At 61.1% G+C, this 26,340-nt stretch carries 22 protein-coding genes, 1 tRNA gene and 2 pseudogenes; 3 read left to right on the top strand and 22 right to left on the bottom strand.

Annotation, left to right across the window (positions count from 1 at the left end; genetic code table 11):
* Positions 1 to 19 precede the first annotated feature (19 nt).
* Positions 20 to 829 (bottom strand): helix-turn-helix domain-containing protein, encoded by an 810-nt coding sequence (locus AC2CGW_RS18440; RefSeq protein ID WP_186709506.1) that lies wholly within the window; start codon positions 827 to 829, stop codon positions 20 to 22.
* Positions 830 to 1,007: 178 nt separating this feature from the next.
* On the opposite strand from AC2CGW_RS18440, the gene AC2CGW_RS18435 reads away from it, so the two are divergent.
* Complete coding sequence (locus tag AC2CGW_RS18435; RefSeq protein WP_186670288.1) at positions 1,008 to 2,450, top strand: alanine/glycine:cation symporter family protein; 1,443 nt, start codon at positions 1,008 to 1,010, stop codon at positions 2,448 to 2,450.
* A 72-nt stretch (positions 2,451 to 2,522) separates the two neighbouring features.
* Positions 2,523 to 3,512, top strand: coding sequence for an asparaginase (locus AC2CGW_RS18430; protein WP_484574410.1), 990 nt, complete (start codon positions 2,523 to 2,525; stop codon positions 3,510 to 3,512).
* Positions 3,513 to 3,631: 119 nt separating this feature from the next.
* Here the strand turns inward: AC2CGW_RS18430 and AC2CGW_RS18425 are convergent.
* The 7 genes from AC2CGW_RS18425 to fdnG form a co-directional block, all read right to left on the bottom strand.
* Positions 3,632 to 3,727 (bottom strand) — tRNA-Sec (locus tag AC2CGW_RS18425).
* A 6-nt stretch (positions 3,728 to 3,733) separates the two neighbouring features.
* Positions 3,734 to 5,656: a selenocysteine-specific translation elongation factor gene (gene selB, locus AC2CGW_RS18420; RefSeq protein WP_484574464.1), complete on the bottom strand. Its 1,923-nt coding sequence runs from the start codon at positions 5,654 to 5,656 to the stop codon at positions 3,734 to 3,736.
* Positions 5,653 to 7,080, bottom strand: coding sequence for an L-seryl-tRNA(Sec) selenium transferase (selA, locus tag AC2CGW_RS18415; RefSeq protein ID WP_186670284.1), 1,428 nt, complete (start codon positions 7,078 to 7,080; stop codon positions 5,653 to 5,655). Before selA ends, selB begins: the two co-directional genes overlap by 4 nt.
* Before the next feature lie 115 nt (positions 7,081 to 7,195).
* The gene (fdhE, locus tag AC2CGW_RS18410; RefSeq protein ID WP_186720287.1) at positions 7,196 to 8,122 is read right to left on the bottom strand and encodes a formate dehydrogenase accessory protein FdhE; all 927 of its coding nucleotides are present in this window, start codon (positions 8,120 to 8,122) and stop codon (positions 7,196 to 7,198) included.
* A 4-nt stretch (positions 8,123 to 8,126) separates the two neighbouring features.
* On the bottom strand, positions 8,127 to 8,783 hold the full coding sequence (locus tag AC2CGW_RS18405) for a formate dehydrogenase subunit gamma (protein ID WP_288377819.1): 657 nt from the start codon (positions 8,781 to 8,783) through the stop codon (positions 8,127 to 8,129).
* A complete protein-coding gene (gene fdxH / locus AC2CGW_RS18400; RefSeq protein ID WP_054893573.1) occupies positions 8,780 to 9,730 on the bottom strand; it encodes a formate dehydrogenase subunit beta in 951 nt (316 codons plus the stop codon). Before fdxH ends, AC2CGW_RS18405 begins: the two co-directional genes overlap by 4 nt.
* Complete coding sequence (gene fdnG, locus AC2CGW_RS18395) at positions 9,730 to 12,798, bottom strand: formate dehydrogenase-N subunit alpha (RefSeq protein WP_484574409.1); 3,069 nt, start codon at positions 12,796 to 12,798, stop codon at positions 9,730 to 9,732. Before fdnG ends, fdxH begins: the two co-directional genes overlap by 1 nt.
* Before the next feature lie 310 nt (positions 12,799 to 13,108).
* Here fdnG and AC2CGW_RS18390 point away from each other — a divergent pair, with 310 nt between their 5' ends.
* Positions 13,109 to 13,606, top strand: a complete 498-nt coding sequence (locus AC2CGW_RS18390) for a GlcG/HbpS family heme-binding protein (protein WP_238348333.1) — start codon at positions 13,109 to 13,111, stop codon at positions 13,604 to 13,606.
* Between the two features lie 68 nt (positions 13,607 to 13,674).
* Here AC2CGW_RS18390 and AC2CGW_RS18385 read toward each other — a convergent pair whose 3' ends face one another.
* The 14 genes and pseudogenes from AC2CGW_RS18385 to AC2CGW_RS18320 all read right to left on the bottom strand — a co-directional run bounded on the left by AC2CGW_RS18385 (position 13,675) and on the right by AC2CGW_RS18320 (position 25,839).
* Positions 13,675 to 14,496 (bottom strand): EndoS/ChiA family endoglycosidase, encoded by an 822-nt coding sequence (locus tag AC2CGW_RS18385; RefSeq protein WP_288377821.1) that lies wholly within the window; start codon positions 14,494 to 14,496, stop codon positions 13,675 to 13,677.
* A gap of 188 nt (positions 14,497 to 14,684) precedes the next feature.
* Positions 14,685 to 14,834: pseudogene (locus tag AC2CGW_RS18380) on the bottom strand (D-aminoacylase); the annotation flags it as partial.
* Between the two features lie 255 nt (positions 14,835 to 15,089).
* The gene (kdgK, locus tag AC2CGW_RS18375; RefSeq protein ID WP_186670276.1) at positions 15,090 to 16,025 is read right to left on the bottom strand and encodes a 2-dehydro-3-deoxygluconokinase; all 936 of its coding nucleotides are present in this window, start codon (positions 16,023 to 16,025) and stop codon (positions 15,090 to 15,092) included.
* Between the two features lie 62 nt (positions 16,026 to 16,087).
* Positions 16,088 to 17,305, bottom strand: a complete 1,218-nt coding sequence (locus AC2CGW_RS18370) for an amino acid deaminase (RefSeq protein ID WP_186709496.1) — start codon at positions 17,303 to 17,305, stop codon at positions 16,088 to 16,090.
* A gap of 37 nt (positions 17,306 to 17,342) precedes the next feature.
* Complete coding sequence (locus AC2CGW_RS18365) at positions 17,343 to 18,107, bottom strand: IclR family transcriptional regulator (RefSeq protein ID WP_186670272.1); 765 nt, start codon at positions 18,105 to 18,107, stop codon at positions 17,343 to 17,345.
* 104 nt (positions 18,108 to 18,211) lie between these two features.
* Positions 18,212 to 18,601, bottom strand: a complete 390-nt coding sequence (locus AC2CGW_RS18360; protein ID WP_186709494.1) for a RidA family protein — start codon at positions 18,599 to 18,601, stop codon at positions 18,212 to 18,214.
* 29 nt (positions 18,602 to 18,630) lie between these two features.
* Positions 18,631 to 19,428, bottom strand: coding sequence for an amino acid ABC transporter ATP-binding protein (locus AC2CGW_RS18355; protein ID WP_186670268.1), 798 nt, complete (start codon positions 19,426 to 19,428; stop codon positions 18,631 to 18,633).
* Complete coding sequence (locus AC2CGW_RS18350) at positions 19,425 to 20,087, bottom strand: amino acid ABC transporter permease (RefSeq protein ID WP_186670266.1); 663 nt, start codon at positions 20,085 to 20,087, stop codon at positions 19,425 to 19,427. The genes AC2CGW_RS18355 and AC2CGW_RS18350 overlap by 4 nt, the downstream gene beginning before the upstream one ends.
* Before the next feature lie 10 nt (positions 20,088 to 20,097).
* Positions 20,098 to 20,760, bottom strand: coding sequence for an amino acid ABC transporter permease (locus AC2CGW_RS18345; RefSeq protein ID WP_288377824.1), 663 nt, complete (start codon positions 20,758 to 20,760; stop codon positions 20,098 to 20,100).
* Between the two features lie 52 nt (positions 20,761 to 20,812).
* A complete protein-coding gene (locus AC2CGW_RS18340) occupies positions 20,813 to 21,661 on the bottom strand; it encodes a transporter substrate-binding protein (protein WP_186670262.1) in 849 nt (282 codons plus the stop codon).
* An 814-nt stretch (positions 21,662 to 22,475) separates the two neighbouring features.
* On the bottom strand, positions 22,476 to 23,399 hold the full coding sequence (locus tag AC2CGW_RS18335; RefSeq protein WP_484574408.1) for a 3'-5' exonuclease: 924 nt from the start codon (positions 23,397 to 23,399) through the stop codon (positions 22,476 to 22,478).
* A 60-nt stretch (positions 23,400 to 23,459) separates the two neighbouring features.
* Positions 23,460 to 23,651 (bottom strand): annotated as a pseudogene (locus AC2CGW_RS18330) (UvrD-helicase domain-containing protein); the annotation flags it as partial.
* A gap of 65 nt (positions 23,652 to 23,716) precedes the next feature.
* The gene (locus AC2CGW_RS18325; protein WP_484574407.1) at positions 23,717 to 24,112 is read right to left on the bottom strand and encodes a UvrD-helicase domain-containing protein; all 396 of its coding nucleotides are present in this window, start codon (positions 24,110 to 24,112) and stop codon (positions 23,717 to 23,719) included.
* Between the two features lie 2 nt (positions 24,113 to 24,114).
* The gene (locus tag AC2CGW_RS18320) at positions 24,115 to 25,839 is read right to left on the bottom strand and encodes an ATP-dependent nuclease (RefSeq protein WP_484574406.1); all 1,725 of its coding nucleotides are present in this window, start codon (positions 25,837 to 25,839) and stop codon (positions 24,115 to 24,117) included.
* Positions 25,840 to 26,340 lie beyond the last annotated feature (501 nt).

Genomic DNA, 26,340 nt, shown 5'->3' with positions numbered 1-26,340 from the left:
GGCAAGTAGAGCCGATGCCCTATTCGATCTCGAACAAGCCATTGCTGATCGCCCCGGCGCCGAGCCGGTCGCGAATGTCGTCGTCGATGCGCGGATCATCCGGGCGATAGAGCTTCACCTGGCGATAGGCATTGATTCGGTTGATCTCCTCACCAAGAAACTCCCACACCACGCGAGTGCAGGCAGGGTTGCGCCGGTCACCGCTGGAAACCCCGGTCTTGAGACCGTTGAGGCGGGTGATGCGGCTCTTGAAGCTGGGGATGAGCACGGTCTGGCTCATCTCGTTGAGAGTCAGCGACTCGTAGTCGATCAGGAACATCCGGTCCTGCAACTGGAACGCCGCACCCAGGTAGCGGCAACGCACTTCCGCATGCTGGCTGGCACTGCTGCGCTCCTGGCGTTCCTGGCGCTCGAACAGGAAGCTGCCGCGCTCCTCCCACAGGTGCACCAGCGACACCAGGATCGAGCCCGGTACCGACATGCAGTTGGAGTATTCGAAGTAGTAGCCGCAATAGCGCGACAGATTGCCGGCCTGGGCATGCAAGGGCTTGAACAGCTCGCTGATCGGGTCGTCCTGCGGGCCTGACGACACCGACGGGTTGCGCGCACCGATCAGCCGGGCGAACTGCTCAGGCGGCAGATTCAGCTCGTAATCCTCGACCCCGAAGAAATCGCCGATGCGCTTGAGGTTGTAGGTCGTCGGCTGGCTCTGCCCGCTCAGGTACTTGTTGAATTGCGCGCGATTGATCGACAGCTGTCGGCAAACCTCTGAAATAGAGCGGTAGTGACTGCAGGCGAGTTTGAGATTGGCGGCTAGAAAATCGGCCATGAACGGCGTTCCAGGTGATGCGAGTGGTGCAAGTCTAGCATCAAGTCGCACCAAAACAGAGCAACCCGCGAAATTGTAACCACAGGTGTCATGACCAACCATGCGCGCCAACGATAGCGCGCGTCCTTGCCGCCGCTGGTCACTCCACACGAAGAATAAGAATCGAGGTCATTTTCCAATGCTCGAAGCACTTAACGATTTCCTTTCAGGAAAACTGCTCATCGTCCTGATCGTCGGGCTCGGTAGCTACTTCACCATTCGTTCCCGGTTCGTCCAGTTCCGCCACTTCGGCCACATGTTCGGCGTGTTCAAGGAGTCCCTGCGCGGCCAGGCTGGCCAACTGAGCTCGTTCCAGGCCCTGATGCTGAGCCTCGCCGGCCGCGTCGGTGCAGGTAACATTGCCGGTGTCGGCATCGCCGTGACCCTGGGCGGCCCAGGCGCGGTGTTCTGGATGTGGGTCACCGCACTGGTGGGCATGTCCAGCAGCTTCTTCGAATGTACCCTGGCCCAGGTGTACAAGCGCGCCGACGGTGACGGTCTGTACCGCGGCGGCCCGGCCTACTACATCCAGCACGGCCTGAAGCTCAAGAGCATGGCGATCGTGTTCTCGATCCTGCTGCTGGTCACCTACGGCTTCGCCTTCATCGGCCTGCAGTCGTACACCGTGACCCATTCGCTGCAGAACGCCTTTGCCTTCGACCCACGCCAAACCGGTATCGTCCTGGCAGTGCTGCTGGCCATCACCTTCATCGGCGGCATCAAGCGCATCGCCGCAGTCTCGGACCTGCTGGTCCCGATCAAGACCCTGGCCTACATCGGCGTGACCCTGTACGTGATCGGCACCCAGATCGAACACGTGCCAGCCATGCTGGAAACCATCTTCAAGAGCGCCTTCGGCCTCGACCCGGCCTTTGGCGGCCTGCTCGGCAGCGCCATCGTCATGGGCGTGAAGCGCGGCGTGTTCGCCAACGAAGCGGGCCTGGGCAGTGCCCCGAACGTCGCTGCAGTGGCTGCGGTGAAGCACCCGGGCGCCCAAGGCGTGGTCCAGGCCTTCAGCGTGTTCCTCGACACCTTCGTGATCTGCACCTGCACCGCGCTGCTGATCCTGCTGTCGGGCTTCTACACTCCGGGCTTCGAGGGCGACGGTATCGTCCTGACCCAGAACTCGCTGGCCGCCGTGGTGGGTGACTGGGGCCGCATCTTCGTCAGCGTCGCGCTGTCGCTGTTCGTCTTCACCTGCATCCTCTACAACTACTACCTGGGCGAGAACAGCCTTCAGTTCCTGAGCCGCAACCGTGTCGTGCTGATGGTCTTCCGTGGCCTGGTGCTGGCGCTGGTGGTCTGGGGTTCGATGCAGGACCTGTCGACCGTGTTCGCCTTCGCCGACATCACCATGACCTGCCTGGCCTTCGTCAACCTGGTCGCCCTGGCCCTGCTGTTCAAGGTCGGCCTGCGCGTGATGCGCGACTACGACGTACAGCGCAAGGCTGGCATCAAGCAGCCAGTGTTCGACTCCAGCAAATTTGCCGACCTGGACCTGGACCGTGCCGCCTGGCCAGCCAATCCTCAGGCTGAAACAGCCACTGACAAAGCGGCTGGCGAACTTCAGCACCAGCGCTGATACCCTGCCCTGTCCGGCCGCCCCGCTCGTGGGCGGCCGGCTTTCCTTCGCTCCTCGCTTCGGAATCCTTCCATGGGTGCAGTCAAGAATCTCCTCGTTCTCTACACAGGTGGCACCATCGGCATGCTGCAGACCCCCGCGGGCCTGGCGCCGGCGGGTGGCTTCGATGCACGCATGCGTGACCACCTGGCACAGCGCAAGGACGCGCCGATACTGCAATGGACCTTGCGCGAGCTCAACCCGCTGATCGACAGCGCCAACATGCAGCAGGCCAACTGGCTGGCGATGCGTGATGCCATCGTCGAGGCGGTCGAGCATGACGGCCATGACGGCGTGCTGGTGCTGCATGGCACCGACACCCTGGCCTACAGCGCCGCGACCTTGTCGTTCCTGCTGCTCGGCCTGCAGGTGCCGGTCCTGCTCACCGGCTCCATGCTGCCGGCCGGTGCGCCGGACAGCGACGCCTGGGACAACCTGGTCGGTGCTTTGCGTCACTTCGAGCAGGGCCTGGGCAACGGCGTGCAGTTGTATTTCCACGGCCACCTGCTGCACGGTTGCCGCGCCTCGAAACTGCGCAGCGAAGCCTTCGATGCGTTCACCGTGATGGAGCGCCATCGCGAAGGCGAGCGCGCTGCACAGATCCCGGCCAGCCTGGACTACCGCCAGGTGCGCCAACCAGTGAAGCTGGCGGTGCTGCCGGTGTTCCCGGGGTTGTGTGCAGATTACCTGCGCGGGTTCTGCGAGGCCGGTGTGCATGGCTTGCTGCTGGAGTGCTATGGCAGCGGCACCGGGCCGTCCGACGACCAGGCGCTGCTCGATGCACTGCATGACGCGCGTCAGCGCGGGGTGATGATCGTCGCGATCAGCCAGTGTCCCGAAGGCGCAGTGGTGTTCGACACCTATGCCGCCGGCAGCAAGCTGCGCGATACCGGGCTGGTCAGTGGCGGCGGGATGACTCGCGAAGCGGCGCTGGGCAAGATGTTCGCGCTGTTGGGGGCTGGGTTGGATGTGGAGGCCGCAGAGCGGTGGTTTGCATTGGACCTGTGTGGGGAGCGGGCTTAGGTTTCAGCCTGTCATGGCCTCTTCGCGGGCAAGCCCGCTCCCACAGGGATTTCCACAGTTCTTGAGAATTGTGCTGTACCTGTGGGAGCGGGCTTGCCCGCGAATGGGCCTGGCGAAAATGGCGGAAGGCAGCGGGAGTCGAACCTGCCCGGGAACGGCTGCCGTCCCCAACCGGGTTTGAAGCCCGGCCGCGCCACCGGGCGCGATTGCCTTCCTTGAACTCAGGGCCTGGCCTGCTGCCGGGCCAGCGCGCTGTCGGCGCGGATGTGACGTTGCTCGGCAACCCTGCGGGTCAGGCCGAGCCGGTCGAAGTACTCGAGAATCTGCACACTGCGCTTGCGACCGATGCCCAACATATCGCGAAACGCCGCCACCTGCACTACCGGCGTGTCCTGTGTCTGCCGCAACATCATCTCGGCCATGCGCAGGATCGTCTCCTGCGGGTAGAACAGGTCGCGCACCACCTGGTGCAGCAATCCCAGCCGCGCCAACTTGCGCATCAGCAGGCGCACTTGGGCTTCCTCCACCTGCTCGGCTGCAGCCAAGGTCCTGACCCAGGGCGGATCGAACGCGCCTTCCAGCAAACGCGGTTGCAGACGCTCCCAGAGCGCAGTATCGGCGTCGCTCAACTGCACCTTGTGATCCGGCAGGTGCAACCACGGGCCGCTGCTGGCGACTGCGCCCTCACCGAGCAACTCGTCCAGCAGGCTGACAAAAGCGGCACGCTCCAGCGGCAAGGCGCAGAAGCGGCGCAGGCGGTCGCGGTCAGGGCCAAGCTGGTCGGGCTCCTGCTCGTGGAACCGCGCCAGTTGCACGAGCACTTCACGCCTGAGCGCCTGCCATTGCTGACGATCGAACAGCAACGGCCCCTGGCGGGTGGCAATCACCTGGACGTCATCGGGCAACCGCCAACTGTCACGCAGACGGTTGAACTGGCGCTCCCATCGCTGCGGGTCGAGCCCCGCGGGCGCTGCCGCCAGCAAGGCTGGCAGCGCCTGTTCCAGGTCGCGGGCATCGCGCAGCACCTGCAGTTGGCGCAAGCGCGACTCGCTGCGGCGCTGTCTGCTGGGGGCGAAAGGATCAAGCACTTGGCCACCGCCGAGGGTGCGCTGGGCGCGTTGGTCGCGCAGCACCAGGCGGTCGCCATGCACAGCCTGCAACGGTGCGTTGAGCAGCAACTGAGCGAACATGCGTTGGCCTGCCGCCAACGCCTCGCCCTCCAGCAGCGCCACCCGCGCCGTCACGTCCTGGGTGCCGAGGTGCACATGCACCGCGCTGAAATGCTCGAAGGTGCGCGTCTCGCCCGGCAACAATGACAACTCGATATCGATACGCGAACTGGGCGCATGCAGCCACTCGGGCACCAGCCAGTCGCCACGGTGCACCTGCTCCACGGTCAGGCGCTCGGCACTGATGTTCAGCGCCACCCGCTGCCCGGCCTCGGCCACCAGCGCAGCCTGATTCTGCGCATGCAGGCCACGTACCCGTACTGGCTTGCCCGCCTTGCCCAGCAACAGCGTGTCACCCGCACGCACCTGGCCGGCCAGTGCCGTGCCGGTGACCACCACCCCCGCGCCCGAAACCGCGAAAGCGCGGTCGATCGACAGGCGAAAACCGCCCTGCGTAGCACGCCGCTGCACCTGCGCGCGGGCCTCGACCAAGGCCTGGCGCAGCGCCTCGACGCCTTCCCCGGTCACGCTGGACAGCGCAAACTGCCGAGCGCCCGCATAGGGCCCGGGCGCCAGCAGCGCATCGACCTCCCGCTGGACCTCAAGACGCCGCGACGCCTCGACCCGGTCGCATTTGCTGATCGCCACCAGCGCCTGGGGAATGCCCAGCAGCTCGATGATCGCCAGGTGCTCGCGGGTCTGCGGCATGACGCCGTCGTCAGCGGCCACCACCAGCAGCACCAGGTCGATACCCTGGGCGCCAGCGAGCATGTTGTGGATAAAACGCTCGTGACCGGGCACGTCGATGAAGCCGGTCAACGGCTCGCCTTCGGCCAGCGCCGCATAGCGATAGCCGAGGTCGATGGTCATGCCCCGGGCGCGCTCTTCCTGGCGCTGGTCGCCGGCCTGGCCGGTCAGGGCCTGGAGCAGCGCGGTCTTGCCGTGATCGATATGCCCGGCGGTGCCGACGATCACTGCACCGGCCCCAGTTGCAGCGCCGGCAACTGCGCCAGCCACTGGGTTTCGTCATCCAGCTGACGCAGGTCGAGCCACAAGGCATCGTCATCGATGCGCCCTAGCACCGGCACCGGCAATTCGCGCAGGGCGCGCTCCAGCACCCTCAGGCTGCGCCCACGCAGCTTCTTCGAGACCTGTGGCCGCAAGCACAGCGCCGCGCTGGGCAGCCGTGCCACCGGCTGGCTGCCGCTGCCGATCATGCCCAATGCGGGCTCGACCGTGACCGTCCACTGCCCGCCCAGTCGCGCAGCCAGTTCGGGCGCCAGGCGCTGCGCCTGGGCGACGATCTCGTCCTGGGGCCGGGTCAGCAGGCGCAGGCTGGGCAAGCGTTCGGCCAGGCGATCGGGGTCGCGGTACAACGCCAGCACCGCCTCGAGCGCCGCCAGGGTGATCTTGTCCACACGCAGCGCGCGCTTGAGCGGGTTCTTCTTGATCCTGGCGATCAGCTCTTTGCGCCCGACGATGATGCCCGCCTGCGGACCACCCAGCAGCTTGTCGCCACTGAAGGTGACGATATCGGCGCCGTCGGCCAGCGCCTGGCGCACCGTCGGCTCGGCGGGCAGTCCCCAGCGGGTGAGGTCGAGCAGGCTGCCGCTGCCCAGGTCTTCGAGCAGCGGCAGCTCATGCTGGTGAGCGATGCGCGCAAGCTCCGCGGTCGGCACCTGAGTGGTGAAGCCCTGGATGCTGTAGTTGCTGCAATGCACACGCATCAACAGGCCGGTGCGCGGATTGATCGCCGCCTCGTAGTCGCGGGGATGGGTGCGGTTGGTGGTGCCGATCTCGTGCAGGCGCACGCCAGCACGGGCCATGATGTCGGGGATGCGGAAGGCGCCGCCGATCTCGATCAACTCGCCACGGGAGATGATCCCTTCCTTGCGCGCGCCCAGGCTGTTGAGCGCCAGCAGCACGGCAGCGGCGTTGTTATTGACCACGGTGACCGCCTCGGCGCCGGTCAGCTCGCGGATCAGGCCCTCGATCAGGTCATCGCGGTCGCCACGCTTGCCGGTGGCCAGGTCGAATTCGAGGTTGAGCGGATAACGCGCGGCGGTCTGCATCGCCTGTACGGCCTCTTCCGGCAACAGGGCGCGACCGAGGTTGGTGTGCAGCACCGTACCGGTGAGGTTGTAGACCCTTCGCACCTGGCTGCGCTGCTGAATCGCCAGGCGCTCGCCGGAGCGGCCAAGCAGGACTTCGGCAGCCAGTTCGACGGCGCTCAACTGGCCAAGGCGAGCGGAGTCGCGCAGGTCGTCGAGCAATTGACGCAGACTGGCCAGGGTCGCGTCGCGGCCATGGCGATCGATCAAGGGTTGGCAGGCGGGGTGGCGCAGCAGAGTGTCGATGGAGGGCAGGCGTGGGGCTTGATTGGCGAGGCTTGACGACATGCGGTACTACCTTGGTTGATCCGGTGTCTGTGATGGCCCTTTCGCGGGCAAGTCGCAGCGGCGAACCGCCGCTCCTACAAGCGGAAAGGGCGACTCGGTCTGACAGTGTAGACCCTCACCCGCCCCCCGGCGCCAACATCAGGTTCGGCGCCAGCCGATGAAAGCCTTCCTCGTCCAGGCGGATATCCAGCGCCAGGCTGGCCAGGTCATCGGCCAGTGCCTCGCCCATCGCGTCATTTTCCAGGTAGCAGTGCTTGAGGTAGGTGTTGCATCCTGGGCAGCACTCCGCCCGCAGCGGCGCCTTGCCCGGTGCATGGCGGTCATCTTCCAGGCTGGAGTAGCGCAAGTCCTTGCTCGACTCGCAATACACGCACTTGACCCGCACCACATGCCACTCGCAGGCGCACAGCGAACAGGCCAGGTAACGCAGCCCGTTGTGCTTGCCCCGGTTGCGTACCAGGCCCGCCATCGCCGGCGCGCCGCAGCAGGGGCACTGCGCGAGGCTGCCGCCGGGCTTGAGTTCATCGCTGGGCAAGGCCCGGCGCCAACTGGCCCAGGCAGCCTGCAGTGCGGCGCCGATGAAAGGCACCAGTGCGGCGGGCACGGCATCGTACTGCCCGCTCAGCAAAGCGATGCCCCAGCCTTTGCGCTGGGCCTCGTCGCTGTTGCGCAGGGCCTCCAACGCATCAGCCAAGGCGCCTTGCCCCGGTGCCTCGAAGCGATCGAGCAACGCCTGCAACCAGACCAGCCACGGCCCTTCTCGCACCAGGCTGTCGGCGGCCAGCGGCGGCAGGCCGTGGCTGATGCACAGTCGCTGACGCGCCTCGGCCACCGGCACCCCGCCCGGTGGGTTGTCGAGCAGGTGCTGCTGCACCCGGCACAGGCGCGCGACCCACCTCAGGTAGTCGCCAAGGGCATGGCCCTGGGCAAGCTGCTCCAGTCGCGCCGCGCGCAGTTCGAACAGGTTGTCGGCGGGCTGGTGAAGAAACGGCGGCATTACCGCCGATGCTTCAATCTGCCCGGGTTCGAGAATCGTGCTCAAGCGCTCATCCTTCTTTCCGTCCGGAGTTGTGTGGCGTCTTGTCGCCGGTCACTTCCCGGTACCACAGCTCATGATGTTTGCGTGCCCAGGCACGGCTGACCCAGCCATGCAGCATGGCGCCGACCGAGCCCTTGATCCAGATCCCGGCATAGATGTGCACGATGATGCTCAGCACCAGCACGAACGCCGCCAGGGCATGGAGCAAGGTGGCCAGGCGGATCGCGCCGATGTCGAAGTACTGGCTGAACCAGGCGCGCCAGATCACCACGCCACTGACCAGCAGGATCAGCATGCACACGAGCAAGGTCCAGAACAGCAGCTTCTGCCCGGCGTTGTACTTGCCGATCGGCGGCACGCCCTCTTCCTCGTTGCGCATCACCCGATCTACACGGCGCAGCCACAGGCGGTCGTTGGCGGTGATGAAGTTGGCCCGCCAGAAGCGGATCACCAGCCCCAGGAAGAACACGAACATCGCCACCCCGAGGAAGGGGTGCAGGATGCGCGTCCAGGGGCCGCCACCGAACAGGTTGCTGAGCCAGAACAGTGCCGGATGGAACAGCGCCAGGCCCGACAGCCCGGCCATGAAGAACAGGATCGCGACGATCCAGTGGTTGGTCCGCTCGTTGGCGTTGTAGCGCAGGATAGGCTTGTTGTCGTTCATGGCCGCTGCTCCCCTTGCCCGCCGGGCTTGCCCGGGTCATAGACGTGCACTGCCGGATCCACCTGGTGCACGCTGGTATCGGTCGGAGCGGGATGCTCGTCCTCCTCGACCCGCTGCGGCCCGACCCGCACATAGTGGAAGAACCCGGCCAGGACCGCCGCGCCCATGGCCAGCAGCGCCAGCGGTTTGCTGATGCCTTTCCACAACCCTACCAGTGGGCTGATCACCGGCTGGTCCGGCAGGCCTGCATACAGCCTGGGTGTATCGGCGTGGTGCAGCACGTACATCACGTGGGTGCCACCGACACCGTCCGGGTCGTACAGGCCGGCGTTCTCGTAGCCGCGCGACTTGAGGTCGACGATGCGCTCGTCGGCATGCACCTTCATCTCGTCCTTGCTGCCGAAGACGATCGCCCCGGTCGGGCAGGTCTTCACGCAGGCCGGCTCCAGGCCCACGGCCACGCGGTCGGAACACAGGCTGCACTTGTAGGCCTTGTGGTCTTTCTGCGAGATCCGCGGGATGTTGAACGGGCAGCCGGTGATGCAATAACCGCAACCGATGCAGTGGTCCTGGTTGAAGTCGACGATGCCGTTGGCGTGCTTGATGATCGCGCCGGGGCTCGGGCAGGCCTTGAGGCAGCCAGGGTCGGCGCAATGCATGCAGCCATCCTTGCGGATCAGCCACTCCAGGTTCCCGTCGTCGCGCTCGTGCTCGGTGAAGCGCATCAGGGTCCAGGTGTCGGCGGTGAGGTCCTGCGGGTTGTCGTAGGTGCCATGGTTGTGGCCGACCTCGTCACGCAGCTCGTTCCACTCCGAGCACGCCACCTGGCAGGCCTTGCAGCCGATGCACTTGGTGGTGTCGATCAGCTTGGCGACCTGCTCCTGCTGGCGTACCGAAGGCGGTACGGTCGTGGTGGCCGAGCGGGCGATGATATCTTGCTGGGCCATCAGATCTTCTCCACGTTGACGAGGAACGACTTGGACTCCGGCGTCTGGGTGTTGCCATCACCGAGGAACGGCACCAGGGTGTTGGTCAGGTAGCCATGCCGGGTCGAACCGGTAAAACCCCAGTGCAGCGGGATGCCGATCTGGTGCACGGTCTGGTTGTTGACCTGCAGCGGACGGATCCGCTTTGTCACCACCGCCACCGCCTCGATATGCCCGCGCTTGCTCGACACCCGTACCCGATCCCCCGCCTTGATGCCCTTCTCGCCGGCCAGCACTTCGCCGATCTCGACGAACTGCTCGGGTTGGATGATCGCGTTCAGGCGGCAGTGCTTGCTCCAGAAGTGGAAGTGCTCGGTCAGCCGGTAGGTGGTCGCTGCGTAGGGGAACTCCTCGTGCTTGCCGAGGGTGTCCCACACCGAATCGAAGATCCGGCCTGCCGGGTTGCTGGTGGCCTTCTTGTTGTTCGGGTGCAGCGGGTTGATCCCGATCGGCGTCTCGAACGGCTCGTAGTGCTCGGGGAACGGCCCTTCGGCCATCTTGTCGATGGCGAAGAAGCGCGCCACGCCCTCGGGGTTCATGATGAACGGGTTCATCCCCGCTTCAGGCGGTGAATCGACCTTGAAGTCCGGCACGTCGGTGCCGCCCCAGGCCTTGCCGTTCCACCACACCAGGCGCTTCTTGTGCGGATCCCAGGGCTTGCCCTGCGGGTCACTGGAGGCACGGTTGTAGAGGATGCGGCGGTTGGCCGGCCAGGCCCAGGCCCAGTTCTGCACCTGATGCATGCCGTAGGGGTCGCTGTTGTCGCGCCGGGCCATCTGGTTGCCCTGCTCGGTCCAGCAGCCGGCGAAGATCCAGCAGCCGGATGCTGTGCTGCCGTCATCTTTCAACTGACCGAAGCCCGACAACTGCTGGCCGCCCTTGATGGCCAGCCCACTGGCGTCGGTCATGTCGCTCACCGCCCAGCCGTTCATCTCCTTGGCGAGCTCTTCGGGGGAAGGCTCGTCGGGGATCTTGTACGGCCAGCTGATGTTGAGCATCGGGTCGGGGTAAGCGCCGCCTTCCGACTTGTAGCGCTCACGCAGACGCAGGAACAGCTCGCTCATGATCTGCACGTCGGTACGCGTCTCGCCGGGGCCGTCAGCGCCCTTCCAGTGCCACTGCAGCCAGCGGCTGCTGTTGACCAGCGAGCCGTCCTCCTCGGCAAAGCAGGTGGTGGGCAGGCGAATCACCTCGGTCTGGATATTGGCCGTGTCGACATCGTTGTAAGGCCCGGCGTTGCGCCAGAATTCGGATGTCTCGGTGGCCAGCGGGTCCATGACCACCAGCCACTTGAGCTTGCCCAGCGCCGCGGTGACGCGGTTCTTGTCCGGCAGCGCGGCGATCGGGTTGAAACCCTGGCACATGTAGCCGTTGACCTTGCCCTGGCTCATCATCTCGAACATGCGCAGCACGTCGTAGGCCGCCACATCGAGCTTGGGCAGCCAGTCGTAGCCCCAGTTGTTCTCGGCGGTGGCGTTGGCGCCATACCAGGCCTTCATCAGGCTGACATGGAACTTGCCATAGTTCTGCCAATACGAGAGCTGGCCCGGACGCAGCGGCTTGGAGGCGCGCTTGTCGATGAACGCGGCGTAGTCCTGCTCGGCGTCGCCGGCCAGCGTCAGGTAGCCTGGCAGCGAGTTCGACAGCAGCCCCAGGTCGGTCAGGCCCTGGATGTTGGAATGCCCGCGCAGGGCGTTGACCCCACCGCCGGGCATGCCGACGTTGCCCAGCAGCAGCTGGACCATCGCCGCACTGCGGATGATCTGCGCACCGATCGAATGCTGGGTCCAGCCCAGGGCGTAGAGGATCGTCATGGTCTTGCCCGGCACGGCGCAGGTGGCGATCTCTTTCCAGACCTTCATCATCTGGTCCTGGGGCATGCCGCAGGTCATGCTGGCGATTTCCGGCGTGTAGCGGCTGTAGTGCTGCTTCATCAACTGGAACACGCAGCGCGGGTGCTGCAGCGTCGGGTCGACCTTGGCGAAACCGTCCTCGCCCAGCTCGTAGCCCCAGCCGGACTTGTCGGCATAGATCCGCTTGGCCGCGTCATAGCCACTGAACAGGCCATCCTCGAAGCCATAGTTCTCTTTGACGATGAACGACACGTCGGTGTAGTTGCGCACGTATTCGTGCTGGATCTGGTCGGTCGTCAGCAGGTAGTTGATCAGCCCGCCCATGAAGGCGATGTCGCTGCCGGTGCGAATCGGCGCGTAGTAGTCCGCCACCGAGGCGGTCCGGGTGAAACGCGGATCGACCACGATCAGGCGCGCCTTGTTGTGCGCCTTGGCCTCGGTCACCCATTTGAACCCGCAGGGGTGAGCCTCGGCTGCGTTGCCGCCCATGACCAGCACCAGGTTTGCGTTGGCGATGTCAGACCAGTGATTGGTCATCGCGCCACGGCCGTACGTCGGGGCAAGACTTGCCACCGTCGGGCCGTGTCAGACACGCGCCTGGTTGTCGAACCCCAGCATGCCGAGTGAACGGATGACTTTATGAGTCAGGTAGCCTGCTTCGCTGGACGCTGCCGACGCCGCGAGGAAGCCCGTGGTCAGCCAGCGGTTGACCGTCTGGCCCTGGGCGTTCCTCTCGATGAAGTTGGCATCGCGGTCCTGCTTCATCAGCGTGGCGACGCGGTCGAGCGCCTCGTCCCAGCTGACCCGCACCCACTCCTGGCTGCCCGGCTTGCGCATCTCGGGGTATTGCAGGCGGCTGGGGCTGTGGATGAAGTCGAGCAGCCCGGCGCCTTTGGGGCACAGGGTGCCGCGGTTGACCGGATGATCAGCGTCGCCTTCGATGTGGATGATGTTCTGTTTGACGTTCTTGCCCGCATCGCCCTGGCTGTACAGGATCAGGCCGCAGCCGACCGAGCAGTAGGGACAGGTGTTGCGGGTTTCCTTGGTGTGCGCCAGCTTGAAGTGGCGCACCTGCTCGGCGAACGCGGCTGTCGGGGCCATGCCCAACGCCGCGAGACTCGAGCCTCCAAGGCCGACGGCGGCGACCTTGAAGAACTGCCGACGGTTCAGGTCCATCGTGCACTCCTGATCAGGTTTGGACGCACGGGACGTTGCCGGCGTCTCTCGGATATCACGGGCGGCGGTTTGTTGGCCGCCAACATGTAAGACTAGCCAAGAAACGAGAAGGTGCGATGACACATGTCAAATTTGCCGCAGGTTTTGGCCGCTGGCGCTACGAGCGGCACTCCGCACGCTCGCGCTTTGCGGTCACGGCAAGGTCCCCTCGTAGCCCCGCTGTCCGTCCAGCGCTTTCGGAAATGGGCTACACCAAAGCCACTGAAAAGCCGCTAACTTGCCGGGTTTTCCGAAAAACGGATCACTCGCAATGGGTATCAAAAATCTGCTTCTCGCCATGCTCATCGCCAGCTCAGGCGCTGCTCTCCCAAGCTTCGCGGCGGCCTCGGAGGCGACACCTGGCCAAGACGCGCCCCTGCCTCTCACTTCACAACAGGCACGAGAAATAACGGCGGCCGCTGAACGTGCAGCCATCGCCCGAGGCTACGCGATCGTGATCAGCATCATCGACAACCACGGTAACCTGAAGCACTTCCACCGCATGGACGGCACCAGCAGCGGCAGCATCCAGGTGGCACAACTCAAAGCGGCGACATCTGCCCGCTTTCCCTTGTCGACACGCGCGTTGAGCGAGCGCAGCAGCGCACACCCGGCCAACCCCTACGCATCCTTGCCGGGTTTCACCTTGCTGGAGGGCGGGCTGCCGATCCTGGACAGGAACGGCAAGCATATCGGCGGTATCGGCATCAGCGGTGCAACCCCAGAACTGGATGCGTACTTTGCCCAGGCTGCGCTCGACGGGCTGTAGCGATAAAGCGCCGGTGTAGTGCAGCGCAGGAAGATGCCCGCGCCACCTGCGCGGGCATCGGCGATGCATCAGCGGCTGAGCTGTTTGAGCCGCCGGGTCCAGCTGTAATCGGTAGGTTGCAGGTTATCGTCGCCCTCCGTGACGCCATCACGGTCGACGGCGTAGGAGAAAATCCCTGCCTTGTTACCTTGGGTCGGAACCCACTCCGCGTACTGGCGCGCCCTGCTGCCGTCGAAATCAGCAGCGGTATCGCCCCAGCGGGTTCCACGCTCCTCGTAGAACGAGAAGCCGACCATGAATTTCTCCGGTGCGAGGAAGCCGCAGAACAGCCTGTCGAAGTGTGCTTGCACTCGCTCCGGGCTCTGTCCGTAAGCCTGGAAAAGCAGGTAGTCCAGCGACGGCGCCAAGGCGCTCAGCAGCTCCATGTCACCCAATTCACTGGTGTCGTAGATGAACAGTTTGCCGCTCTGCTTCAAGCGCTCGGCCAGCAGCAGCGAGACGGCCTGCGCCTTGGCACGCTGGGTGGGCGTCAGTTTTTTTTCAAGGTCGATGTCCAGTCCGTCCAGTCCGGGGACGCAGAGGAAACGTTGCTGCAGATGGTTCGCGAGGTCCTGGTAACCTTGCGGTGAATCCGCAAAGTCCGGGTTGATCAGTTCATCGATGAACAACGTGCGCACGACCTTGATCTGCTTGGCGTGCAGGGCGGGAATCAAGTCGCTCTCCAGCTTTTCCCAGAACAGCGGCGACTCTTCGCCATTGGGAAACACGAAGGCGATATCCACCTCCTCGGGTAGATCCGCCATGGAACAGCAGTTGCCCTCCACCCCATTTACAGTGTCGCGCCAGGATCGGAAGTAGCAGCCCATCAAAGGTTGGTGATTTTGCGTCATGACCAGCTCCGTTCAGTACGGGTAAAGAGCCGCCATTCAAACGACCCCGCACGCGCCTGACAAAACTGAAGGGTTTCCACATTCATCCATGCCCCTTTACAGGAGCACCCCGCGACAAAAGATGGATCACGTATGAATGAGTGCCTCCAGGCACCTGGCAACCTCAACGCATTGCGCTGGTCTGCGCGTTACCTGAAGCCCTCGCGCAAATCGCCCTCGCGCGCGAGGAAGCGCCCTTCCCTTCTGCCGTTGGCCTGGCCGTCGCGGTAACTCAACACACCGTTGACCCACACCCCGTCGATCCCTTCCGCCGCGCGCTGCGGGATCGCCACGTCGGCCGGGTAGCCGGGGGACAGGGTCATGCGGTACTCCTCGAAAGGGTCACGTCGAATGTTTTGTGAAAGTCATAAAACATTTCCGTTAAGCCTTTTCAAATGACGTGAAACTAATTTTCGTCACGAGGTAAGGGTTGTCGCACAGAGGCATGGCGGGTCGTTATTTTTGAAATTAGCCCTGGCGGATTTTCATCCTCGACGCGTTGCGCGCGGCCATGGCAGGTTCAAACCGGGCCAGTCATCTGGCCCGGAGGCCATTCAGCCTCGGGGAATCAGCGCCCCCGGTTGTTGAATCACCCGGCTCGCCAGGCGGTGCCCCGCTTCTGCCGCTTGTTCCGGGCTGGCGCCACGCAGCCGACTGGCCAGATACCCCGCGCTGAACGAATCCCCGGCCGCCGTGGTGTCCACGACGCGCTCGACGCGCTGCGCCGGGACCTCGAACGAGGCACCGTCACAGCGAATCAGGCACGGCTCAGCGCCGCGCTTGAGGACCACTTCAGGCGTGCCGATTTGCGCATAGGCCGCGAACACCGCTGCGCAATCGGCAAACCCGAACAGGGCCTGCTCATCGTCCACCGTCAACAGTGCCAAATCGACATAGGGCAGCACGTCGCGGTACGCCGCCCGGGCCTGCTCCACCGTGCTCCACAAGCGCGGCCGGTAGTTGTTGTCGAAGACCACCCGCGCGCCCCGCTGTCGCGCCGCGATCAGCGTTTCAATGAGTTTGGTGCGCCCTGCCTCACCCAGCACCGCCAGGGTGATGCCGCTGAAATACAGCACGTCGTAAGCCACCAGCTCCGCCAGAATCGGGGCCGCCGCTGGCGTGGTGAAACAATCGCGCACGGCGGCTTCGTTGCGCCAATAGAGAAAACGACGCTCTCCCGATGCATCGGTCTGAATGCAGTACAAACCGGGCAAGCGACCCGGTAAGCGCTGGACCATGCCCAGGCCGATGCCTTCGTCGGACCAGCGCTGGCACATGGCATCGCTGAAACTGTCATCGCCCAGCGCGGTGACGTAATCCACGCTGGCGCCATCCCCCATTTCACGTGACAGATAGACGGCCGTGTTCAGGGTATCGCCGCCAAAGCCCTGTTGCAGACTGCCGTCAGCGCGCTGCTGCAACTCGATCATGCACTCGCCGATCAACGCGATACGCGCGATACCGGGGCCGAGCCTGCTGATGCTGTTCATGGTTGTGGATTCTCGATGGTTCTGCTGTTTCACAGGTGACGGAAGGGCTGCGGCCTCAGACCTCAGAAGCAGGTTTCCAGACTTTCGATGACGTTCAACTGCTCATCCACCAGGCACCCTGTGCGCCACTTGTCGAAGGTCAGGCACGGGTGGGAGGTGCCGAACGAGATGATGTCGCCGACCCGCAATTGCACCCCGGGCGCTACCGTCATGAATGCGTGCTGATCCATCACGGCGGTTACCGTGCAGGCACTGACATCGTCGCCAACCGCCGGCACCACACCGGCCCGGTAGCGCAGCAATGGCATCGGCAGCCCGGCGTCATACGCCACGTCGCGCTTGCCCAAGGCGATCACCGCGAAACCCGGCTCCGGCAAGGACTGCACATGGGCCCAGACCTCCAGCGCCGGACGCAGGCCCTCGTGCAGGTCGCTGCGGCGATCGAGCACACAGCATTGCGCTTGCTTGTAGATACCATGGTCATGCGCCACGTAGCTGCCGGGGCGCAGCACACTGAGGAAGCGCCCCGTGGCGTTCTGCGCTTCGAAGGACTCGGCGATCAGGTCATACCAGGCCGACCCCGACGCCGTGATGATCGGCTGGTCGAGGGCGAACGCCGCGCTGTCCTGCAGTTGCACAGCCAACTGCACCAGCGACGCGGCGAACGCACGAATGCCGCTGACCGCGTGGTCGCCGTGAATCACCCCTTCGTAGCCTTCGATGCCGGTCAAGGCCAGGCCCGGCTGGGCCTTGATCGCCTCGGCCAGCGCCAGCACTTCGGCTTCGCTACGGCAACCGCAACGGCCACCGACCACGCCATACTCGATCATGACGTTCAAGCGCAGGCCGCGTGCGGCGAAGAATGCCCCAAGGTCGGCGACGTTGTCCGGGTGATCGACCATGCAGTGGAAGTCGAATGCAGGGTCGGCCAGCAACTCGGCGATCAGCGCCATGTTCGGCGCCCCCACCAATTGATTGGCCATCAGCACCCGGCGCACACCATGAGCGTAGGCGGCGCGGGTCTGTACCGCGGTGGCCAGGGTGATGCCCCAGGCACCGGCGTCCAGTTGGCGACGGAACAACGCTGGCGTCATGCTGGTTTTGCCATGCGGCGCCAGCTCTGCGCCGCTGTCGCTGACGAACGACTGCATCCAACGGATATTGTGCTCCAGCGCTTCGCGGTGCAGCACCAGCGCCGGCAGGCTTACGTCGCGCACCAGGCTGGCGCCGGGTTGGCCTGCACCCTTTTCCACGGCGGCGATGTTCAAGGCAGAAGACATGCTCTCACTCCTCACGCGCAGCCGCTAACGGCCACGGTCATTCATTGATGCGACGGGCCAGGCTGTTGGCGCTTTCGATCAACACCCGGCGATAGTCGTTGTAGTTGTTCTTGGCATCAGCCCGCGGGGCGACGATGCACAGGGTCGCGATGGCCACGCCGTCACTGTCTTTGACCGGTGCGGCAAAGCAATGGGTAAAGGTGTCCGCAACACTGTCGAAGGAAAAGAAGCCGTCGATGCCAGCCTGGCGGATCTCCTTGAGGAATTGCTCGAGCGGCAGGCGCTCGCCATCGGGCAGGATGAAGTCGTCGTGGTCGATCAGGTCGACGATCGCCTGGTCGCTCAGGTGCGCCAGCAACAGCCGCCCGGAGGCGGTCCAGGGGATGGGGGCGTCTTCACCGATGTCCGAGGAAATGCGGAAGTGCCGCTCCCCTTCGCGCATCAGCGCAACGGTGTACTTGCGCCCGTTGAGCAGGCACATCTGTGCGGTTTCACGGGTTTGGCTGACGATTTCCTGCAGCGCGTGATCGGCCTCGCGCGTCAGGTCGAAATGCCGCAGGTGGGCCTGCCCGAGAAAATACAGCTGACGACCGAGGTAGACATGGCCGTCCTTGCCCACTTGCTCCAGGATCCGGCGCTCGAGCAACGAGGCGACCAGTTCGTAGACCGTGGACTTCGGGCTGCCGATACCATTGGCGATGTCATTCGGCCGCAGGGGCTGGCCGACTTCCTTGAGGTAATCGAGGATATCGAACGCCCGGTCCAAGCCACGAGCCCGGCGTTTGATAGTGTCTTCGGTCATTTCAGTGTTCCCATGCTAGTTCGTAGGCGCTGGCGCAGGCTGCGCGTGCTTGCGATCGGCAAAAGATTGCAGCCTTCGACGGCGCCTACAAGCGCCGCCGCGCGTCAGCCCTTTTTCTTGTAGGCGATGCAATCGATCTCGACCTTGCAGTCGACCATCATGCTTGCCTGCACACAGGCCCGGGCCGGTGCATGCTCGGGCTTGAAGTACTCGGAAAAGACTTTGTTGAAGCTCCAGAAGTCCCGCGGATCTTCCAGCCATACGCCGGCGCGCACCACATCTTCGAGGCCATAGCCGGCTTCTTCGAGGATGGCGATCAAGTTGCGCATGGTCTGGTGGGTCTGCTCGACGATGCCGCCGACGATGATTTCGCCATCCACCGCAGGCACCTGGCCTGACACGTGCAGCCAGCCATCGGCCTCGACCGCGCGGGCGAAAGGACGGGGCTGGCCGCCACCGGCGGTGCTACCCGTGCCATAACGAGTAATGCTCATGGGTGTTTCTCCTGGTTGCAAATTGACTGTTAAAAGCGGGTGCTTTTGAGAAATTCCGCCAAGCGCGGAGACTGCGGGCGCTCGAAAAGATCTTTGGGAGGCCCCTGCTCTTCGATACGCCCCTGGTTCATGAAAACGATGGTGTCCGAGACTTCAAAGGCAAAGCGCATCTCGTGGGTCACCAGCAACATGGTCATGCCGTCCTCGGCCAGCCCTTTGATGACGCTCAACACTTCGCCCACCAGCTCCGGGTCGAGGGCCGAGGTGACTTCGTCGAACAGCATCAGGCTCGGCTTCATCGCAATCGCCCGGGCGATCGCCACGCGCTGTTGCTGCCCGCCAGAGAGCTGGCCGGGAAAATGATCGCGGCGCGCCAGCAGGCCTACGCGCTCCAGCCATTTTTCCGCCAGCACCACGGCCTCGTCCTTGTGCAGCTTTTTCACCTTGAGCAGCCCCAGGGTGACGTTCTGCAAAGCGGTCAGGTGCGGAAACAGGTTGAACTGCTGGAACGCCATGCCGGTCATGGCCCGATGCCGGGCGATGACGTTTTCCGAGTGGCGCACGCGCTTGCCGTTGACCTCGTGGTATCCGATGGACTCACCCTCGAGCAGGATCCGCCCGCCCTGGAACTCTTCGAGCATGTTCACGCAGCGCAACAGCGTGGTCTTGCCCGAGCCGCTGGAGCCGATCAGCGTGACCACGTTGCCGCGCTGCATCGTCAGGTCGACGCCCTTGAGCACTTCGAGCTGACCGTACTGTTTGTGCAGGCCGCGAATCTCGAGCAGGGCCTGGCTGGTGTTCTGGGTAGAAGCTGCAACGTGAGTCATGGCAAGGCCACCCGCTTTTCAATATGCCGGCCGAGTAATTCGATGGCGTAGTTGATGATGAAAAAGAGAAAACCGGCGAACAGGTAGAACTCCAGGGTCATGAAGGTCCGGGCGATGATCTGCTGGGTACTCAGCAGCAACTCGGCCACACCGATCACCGAGAGCAAGGTCGAGGCCTTGACGATTTCGGTCGATGAGTTGACCCAGGTCGGCAACATCTGCCGCATGGCCTGAGGCAACAACACGTAGCCCAGCGCCTGATAGAACGTCAGACCGATGGCCTTGCTCGCTTCCATCTGCCCACGTGGCAGCGCTTGCAACGCACCGCGCACGATCTCGGCGACGTGAGAGCCGCAGAACAGCGTCAGCCCCAGCACCCCGGCCTGGAACGCGTTGATCTGCCAACCCAGCGCCGGCGCCATGTAGAAACAGGCCAGCACCAGCACGAACACCGGCGTACCGCGAATCAGGTCGACGTAGAAACGAAACGGTGCGCGCGCCCAGAACCTGCCGTAGGTCAGCACCAGCCCGGCAACGACACCGATCAGGGTGCCGAGCAAAATCGCCAGGATGGAACACTGCACACTGGTCAGAAAGCCTGACCACAGGGCTTCGCGGGCGCTCCACAATTCATGCAACCAGCTTGGGGACTCGTACATGAGGGCCCTCCTATCGACGAATCGCCAGACGCTGCTCGAGGTAACGCAGCAGCAGGGCGATGAGGTAGCAGGCCGCGACATAGAGCGCTGTGGTCACCAGCCAGGTTTCAATCACCCGGTAGCTCTCGACATTGATCTTGCGCGCGTAATAGGTCAGCTCAGGCACGGCGATCGCCGCCGCCAGCGAGGTGTCCTTGAACAGCGAAATGAAGTTGTTCGACAAGGCAGGCAGCACGTTGCGCAACATCACTGGCACCGTGATGTACGCCTTGATCTGCCACTCGCCGAGGCCAATGGCCAGCCCCGCCTCGCGCAGGCCCTTGGGAATGCTCAGCAGACCGCCACGAAACACTTCGGTCAGGTACGCCCCGGCATACAGCGACAGGGTGATGATGAACGAGGGAATCTTGTCCAGGCGGATCCCCAACCCTGGGAGCGCAAAGTAGATCAACAGGATCAGCACGAGAATCGGCGTGTTGCGGATCACCGTCACGTACACCGATGCCAACACCCGCAATGCGCGGTGCTTCGAGAGCAAGGCAAACGCCATCAACAGGCCGATCACGCAGCCGATGGCGATCGACACCAGCGCCAGCTCGAGCCCCAGACCGAGCCCCGCCAGCAAGGTGTCGAAATCGCGCCACACGGCAGCAAAGTTCAACTGATAGTTCATGGTCAGCAGTACCTGGAGCGGGGTGCGACAGAGGCGCCCCGCTCTTGCGGAGTCATTTGAATTCGACGGGGAAACCAATGGCCGGGCTAGGCAGCTCGACACCAAACCACTGCTTGAACGACGCTGCGTAGGTCGGGAATTCGACACCGGTCATGGCTTCGTGCAGGACGGTATTGACGAAATTCAGCCAGTCCTGGTCGCCGCGCTTGACTGCACAGGCGTAGGTCTGCGGGCTCCAGGCATAGGCCGGGCTGCGATAGCGACCGGGGTTCTGCACCATCAGGTACTTGACCGACGACTGGTCGGTGGCAGCGGTGTCGGCCCGACCGGAGTTCACGGCCTGGTACATCAGGTCAACGCTGTCGTATTGGTCGACCTTGGCCTTGGGCAGCGCCTGGTGCACCAGCTCCTCGGCGTAGACGTTCTGCAGCACGGCCACGGTGACGCTGTCACCCGCCGCCTTCAGATCTTCGATCTCCTTGTACTTGCTGTTGGCCGGCAGCAGCAGGCCGACGCCTTCGCGGTAGTACGGCAGGGTGAATGCCACTTGCTGCGCGCGGCTGGCGGTGACGGTGATGAACTGGCAGCTCATGTCGACCTTGTCGGTCAACAGATTGGGAATCCGGGCGTCAGACGACTGCACCACGAACTCGACCTTCTCCGGGTCATTGAACAGCCCCTTGGCGACCATCCGCCCGATGTCGATATCGAAACCCTGCAACTTGCCATCCGCGCCCTGGAAGTGCCATGGCGCGTTGGTGCTGCCTGTGCCCACGATGAGGTGGCCACGCTTCAACACGCTGTCGAGCTTGCTGTCCGCCGCCTGGGCAATGCCCGCGAGCGAAGCTGAAGCCGCAAAGAGAAAAGCACACGCTGTAAACAAGGAAAGTCGACGCTGCATGACGGGCACTCCCAGATATTGTTTATTCCGCTATACCGGAACGTTGTTTGCAACAACGGAATAGACGGCAGAAAGTGTGCCACAGCCGAGAAGGGAAATCCCACAGCCATTCGAATATGAGTTGAATCAACAGGATGCGTGCTGGCGCGAGAGCAGCATCAAGACGAGCACAGCGAGGGCAGTGCTACCAATGACCACATTGGGTGCGTAACGCCCCACATGAGGGCGGCAGAAGAGTGGGCAAAGGAAACCAGGCGCATGCCGCGCGAAAAATTAAAAACCCCCGCAAGGCGGGGGTTTCAGGTGACAGCTTTACACGTAAAGGCTGAGGTACGACTCAGAACGGGAAAGGACTCCTGAGAGGAACCACGTAAAATTTTTCGCCTTATACCTCTGGGCCGACTGTGATTTTACTATACAAAAGACGCATAAAATGTAAATAACACACAGTCAAGTCGCGAAAGATTTTACATCCCTTCCACAGGCTCACCTCGCCGGTAGGCTGCTCAAAATCACCCATTAACGAAGGGCCAGCCTGAGCTAGGACTGGCAGCAGGACGGCCCCCGCCTCAAGAACCTTGGCTAGTTCCCGTAGCGTGGGAGGTTGTCACGAATCGCAGAACCAGTGTTGCTCATGAGTGTTTGAGTGGCTAGGCACCCGGCAAGTTTATTGAGTTTCCCCACGCCACCTATTCCGTATAATGTCAAGCCAGTCACTTTACGAAAACATTAGCAAGGGGGGGCTTTCACAGCAACCGATTTAAGTTGGAAGCCCTGCGTGGCGGGGTTTGGCATTCATATATTAGCCAAACCTTTACCTATATAACCCAGCGATTCCTGGCATAGTCATAAACTGAGAGACGCTACCTTTTTTCGTATCATTCTCAGAGTTTATCCTTTGAGTGCTTGTGACCAACACACACCATTTCCTTGCTCTTGTAACTCCTACAAAATGGAGGTTTAAGTCTTGATCCCAATCTGGAAACACTTCTTCGTTGAAGTCTCCAGTGAATTTGCGAGTCGGAAACACCCAGTCATAAAGGTCCAAATGTACGACGAGGTCGAACTCTAGTCCTTTCGATTTATGTAGCGTCATCACCTGAATTTCGCCGGGTCGTGCGCTTCCATAGTGCAAAATCGCTTCTGGCGACGATATGGTTTTTTCAAGAGCGTCAAGTTCAACCTGGTTGTCGGTAGGGAAACGGAACGAGTGCGCGATCTTTAGAAAGGCAGCTGGAAGGTCGGGTGGCTGCAAGTCTCGCAAGTCGTGTATCGACTTTCTTAGGGCCCGCAGTTTAGCAGGGGTGGTCCTGATGAGCGGGAAATCCTCTAGAATTTGCTCCACTAACTTGCGCTTGTCAAAATAGAAGTAGAGTAGTGCGGAGAAGAAGCGTCCCAGCGGACTCACAATTTGCGATAATTGATCATCCTTGTAAAATCTAGCAGGAAGTGTGAGATGTCTTTGCAGTCGTTCAATTGAACTATTCCACCTCACCAAAACTGCCACTTCGCTCAAATTCTCAATTTTAAGAATTCGCGCAGCTTTTTTTATCCACTCATTAAGTTCGCTCGCTACATCCTCTTGCGTTCCATTAAAGCGCCTGTGATATACCTGAAGGTCGGTAGCATCTACGGGAAGTAGCTGGCACTGAGGAGCGAACAAACGGTTGGCATAGTTGATAATTGAGGGGTGGCTGCGATGGTTAATGTTGATGACGTGGTGTTCGAAGTTTGACACGTCTGCCGTGAGTGCTAAAAGATAAGTGGGGTCACTGCCTCGAAACGCGAATATAGACTGTTGCGTGTCGCCTACAGCTATAGCCTTCAAACCCAATGAGCGTAGAGCGCAGAAAAGCGCGTGCTGAGGCTCCGAAGTATCTTGATATTCATCTATGTAAACTGAGCGATACCTTGCCTTGATGTAGCGCCTGCATGCTTCAGATTTTTCTATAATTTTGCAGGCTATGATTGTGAGTGCCTCTAGAAGAATAAACCCTTCTCGATAATGTTTTTTGAACTCTGACTCATAGAGATCATAGTCGCTCGACTGGAGATTTATATTGGGCCTCGATAGCTCAGGAAGATTTTTTTATAGCTCTCTTCTAGCTGGCTATATTGTACACAGGATATATCTTTAGTGGAAAAGCCATAGAGCCTAGCTATGAATGGGAATACAATCTCCGCGAGACAGAAATTGTCGATGGTCCCAAAAAAGCTTGATCTAATATTGGCTCCATTACGCTTGCACTTATCACCAAGCTCCTTGCTGGACTTGATAGTAAAGGAAATCCCAATGACTCCTTGATGTGGCTTGAGGCTGTCAAACTCACGGCGGATTTTTTCCACCATTACTGTTGTCTTTCCACTGCCAGGGCATGCTGTGATAACCATGCTGCCAAGACTGTCAATAGCTTTTTCTTGAGCATCACTGTAGATAATTTTTGTAGGCATACCTAGGCCTCAGCTAACAATTTAGCATGGAGTAGCGGCTTTGCTAGATGGCCGCCTACGATGAGAGGAAGGCTATCTGAAATTTGCGCCAGTAACTCCCTCATGCGGATGGCTTTCTTTCCTTGCAAATATTTGATAGCACTTGGTGCGTCTAACGTCCGTTTCTTTAGTTTTTTACAAGCATAGGTAACCACCTGAGTCTCCAACTCCTCCGTCAGATCATGCTCAAGATCAACGCGGGAAAGATAGGCGCCTTTTGGGTTCGTCTCCTTCGAAATCTTATCCCAAGTACCATCGGCCAGCAGAGATTGCGTAGTCGTGCCGACTGGATAATGCGGAACTGCTGTTAACGCTGCTGCGGCACGACAACGATTAATCCCCGCCACGTGACGCTGTAGCACTTTCTTTACTGTGATATCAGAGACGTCATTGTCCGTTCTCATTACCCATGGAATTTCCATGGCGTCCAGGATTTTTACATAGACACTAAACTGAATACCGTCTACCGACAAAATAGAAATATTGTAAAAGTCCAAGTCTATCGATAGTTTTTTTGCAAGCTCACTATAAAATAAAATTTCAGAAGGACCCTCTACAAGCAAAACACATTTTGCAAAGAAGGCTTCAGCGGGCAGAATGCTCATTCTGTACCCTAAGTGATCCCATGCTTTGCTGATGCAGTTGCTACAACCATTGCTCGCTGCCTTAGCCCTTCCCCCCGTCACTTTTAAGTGGACTATCGAAGAAGGAGTATAGCGAGCCGTGATCTGAGGTGAGTGGCTAGTAATGAATGTTTGACCAGGGAGGTCATTAATTAAGTAATCAGCAAGCTTTCTTTGTTGGTGAGGATGCAAGTGCGCTTCAGGCTCCTCGACACAGTAAAAAACTACTTCACTGTCTGGGTCGTGTTCGCGCTGGCTTTTGGCCTTCCACAAAGCCATCAAAATTTGATTGTTTCGACCATCGCCTCCAAGCATAACGGATGCACCAGACGTAGAGGCTCCAAGGCGAAGGCTATCAATAAATTGCTGTACTTGAATTGCGCCTGAGTCGAGCTTTACTTCGTACTCACTAAAGTCATGAGCAAGCTTCTGTAGCTCCTCATTTACAGAATCGGTCGCACCTTTTACATAATGTAGGTTACGAATTCTACCGTTGATTGCCTCTAGCGCCTTTCCAATTCTAGCCATCTGCCGATGATCCGATTTGGACTCAGCATCGCTACGATTTTCCAAGGACAGCTTTAGGAGTTGTCTTTTTTCGCTGTTGATGTACTTCTCAAGGTCTCTTCGAGATTTTACGTACCTGAGGTTTATGTGCTTCAAGTAATACCTTGACGGGATTTCTACAAGCGAAGGTTTGGTAGCGCCGATTTTAACCTGATATGTCAGGCTACGCCTGTCGGCTGTGTACTGAAGAACAAAACACGAATCATCTGTAATATTTCCTTTCAGACTTGCGAGCACAGCGTCCTCTGAGACCTCAGAGAAATAGATCGTAATAGATAAATTGTCAGAAATTTTTCCAACACCTGAAATGTGAAAATCAGACTCCATCGGCTCAATTTCTGCATCAGAAAGGCTTTTGTCTAGCAGCAACCTCAAAGCATAAACTAAATTAGTCTTGCCAACATTGTTCGCGCCAATTATTAATGTGTTACGTTCAAGGTTGACAGTGGCATCCGCGAAGTTTCGAAAACCTTTTAAAACCACTTTGGAGATTAGCATTTTCGTCCTTGGTGTTAGCGTTGCGTAAGGTTCGGAGCTTCAGCCGGAACGGCTATAGTGTCAATAGGGCATCAGTGACGGACCCTGCTTGCAGTAAGCCGTGTCTAAAGGGCTAGAACGGTGGCCCGAAGCTTACTTGTAGTTTTTTGTTACACATGACGCCGCCCCCCTGCTTAAAGAGCAAGACGTCGGCATGGCAACCTTCCAAGAGGGCGATTTAAGTATCGCTTCTTGGGATCCGTTGTCACGGGACAGGCCCGCTTTCTATAATCGCTCTATAGTCGTCTATAAAACGCTATAAACAGCATGGTTGCAGGGCGTGAGCGGGTTTGGTCTCCCTCAGCTGAGCGAGAAGGGCCGGAAATCAGCTAGGTTTGTCCACTGCCAACGGCCAGCCTGATCCGCAAACCGGCCTTTAGCCGAATGGACCCAAGGTCGGTTTCAGTCTGCTGCTCCGCTTAACCAACAGACGAACTTGAACACTCTCCGGGTGCCTTCCCC

The organism is Pseudomonas sp. SYWMCR5 (assembly GCF_057197165.1).
Note: the sequence above shows the minus strand (reverse complement) of the source record. Positions and strands in the feature narration are given on the sequence as shown.

What these genes read in the sequence shown, in the direction of transcription:
- AC2CGW_RS18440 (WP_186709506.1), bottom strand. Translation starts at nt 829, where the DNA reads ATGGCCGATTTTCTAGCCGCCAATCTCAAACTCGCCTGCAGTCACTAC.
- AC2CGW_RS18435 (WP_186670288.1), top strand. Translation starts at nt 1,008, where the DNA reads ATGCTCGAAGCACTTAACGATTTCCTTTCAGGAAAACTGCTCATCGTC.
- AC2CGW_RS18430 (WP_484574410.1), top strand. Translation starts at nt 2,523, where the DNA reads ATGGGTGCAGTCAAGAATCTCCTCGTTCTCTACACAGGTGGCACCATC.
- selA (WP_186670284.1), bottom strand. Translation starts at nt 7,080, where the DNA reads ATGTCGTCAAGCCTCGCCAATCAAGCCCCACGCCTGCCCTCCATCGAC.
- AC2CGW_RS18405 (WP_288377819.1), bottom strand. Translation starts at nt 8,783, where the DNA reads ATGAACGACAACAAGCCTATCCTGCGCTACAACGCCAACGAGCGGACC.
- fdxH (WP_054893573.1), bottom strand. Translation starts at nt 9,730, where the DNA reads ATGGCCCAGCAAGATATCATCGCCCGCTCGGCCACCACGACCGTACCG.
- AC2CGW_RS18390 (WP_238348333.1), top strand. Translation starts at nt 13,109, where the DNA reads ATGGGTATCAAAAATCTGCTTCTCGCCATGCTCATCGCCAGCTCAGGC.
- AC2CGW_RS18385 (WP_288377821.1), bottom strand. Translation starts at nt 14,496, where the DNA reads ATGACGCAAAATCACCAACCTTTGATGGGCTGCTACTTCCGATCCTGG.
- kdgK (WP_186670276.1), bottom strand. Translation starts at nt 16,025, where the DNA reads ATGAACAGCATCAGCAGGCTCGGCCCCGGTATCGCGCGTATCGCGTTG.
- AC2CGW_RS18370 (WP_186709496.1), bottom strand. Translation starts at nt 17,305, where the DNA reads ATGTCTTCTGCCTTGAACATCGCCGCCGTGGAAAAGGGTGCAGGCCAA.
- AC2CGW_RS18365 (WP_186670272.1), bottom strand. Translation starts at nt 18,107, where the DNA reads ATGACCGAAGACACTATCAAACGCCGGGCTCGTGGCTTGGACCGGGCG.
- AC2CGW_RS18360 (WP_186709494.1), bottom strand. Translation starts at nt 18,601, where the DNA reads ATGAGCATTACTCGTTATGGCACGGGTAGCACCGCCGGTGGCGGCCAG.
- AC2CGW_RS18355 (WP_186670268.1), bottom strand. Translation starts at nt 19,428, where the DNA reads ATGACTCACGTTGCAGCTTCTACCCAGAACACCAGCCAGGCCCTGCTC.
- AC2CGW_RS18350 (WP_186670266.1), bottom strand. Translation starts at nt 20,087, where the DNA reads ATGTACGAGTCCCCAAGCTGGTTGCATGAATTGTGGAGCGCCCGCGAA.
- AC2CGW_RS18345 (WP_288377824.1), bottom strand. Translation starts at nt 20,760, where the DNA reads ATGAACTATCAGTTGAACTTTGCTGCCGTGTGGCGCGATTTCGACACC.
- AC2CGW_RS18340 (WP_186670262.1), bottom strand. Translation starts at nt 21,661, where the DNA reads ATGCAGCGTCGACTTTCCTTGTTTACAGCGTGTGCTTTTCTCTTTGCG.
- AC2CGW_RS18325 (WP_484574407.1), bottom strand. Translation starts at nt 24,112, where the DNA reads ATGCCTACAAAAATTATCTACAGTGATGCTCAAGAAAAAGCTATTGAC.
- AC2CGW_RS18320 (WP_484574406.1), bottom strand. Translation starts at nt 25,839, where the DNA reads ATGCTAATCTCCAAAGTGGTTTTAAAAGGTTTTCGAAACTTCGCGGAT.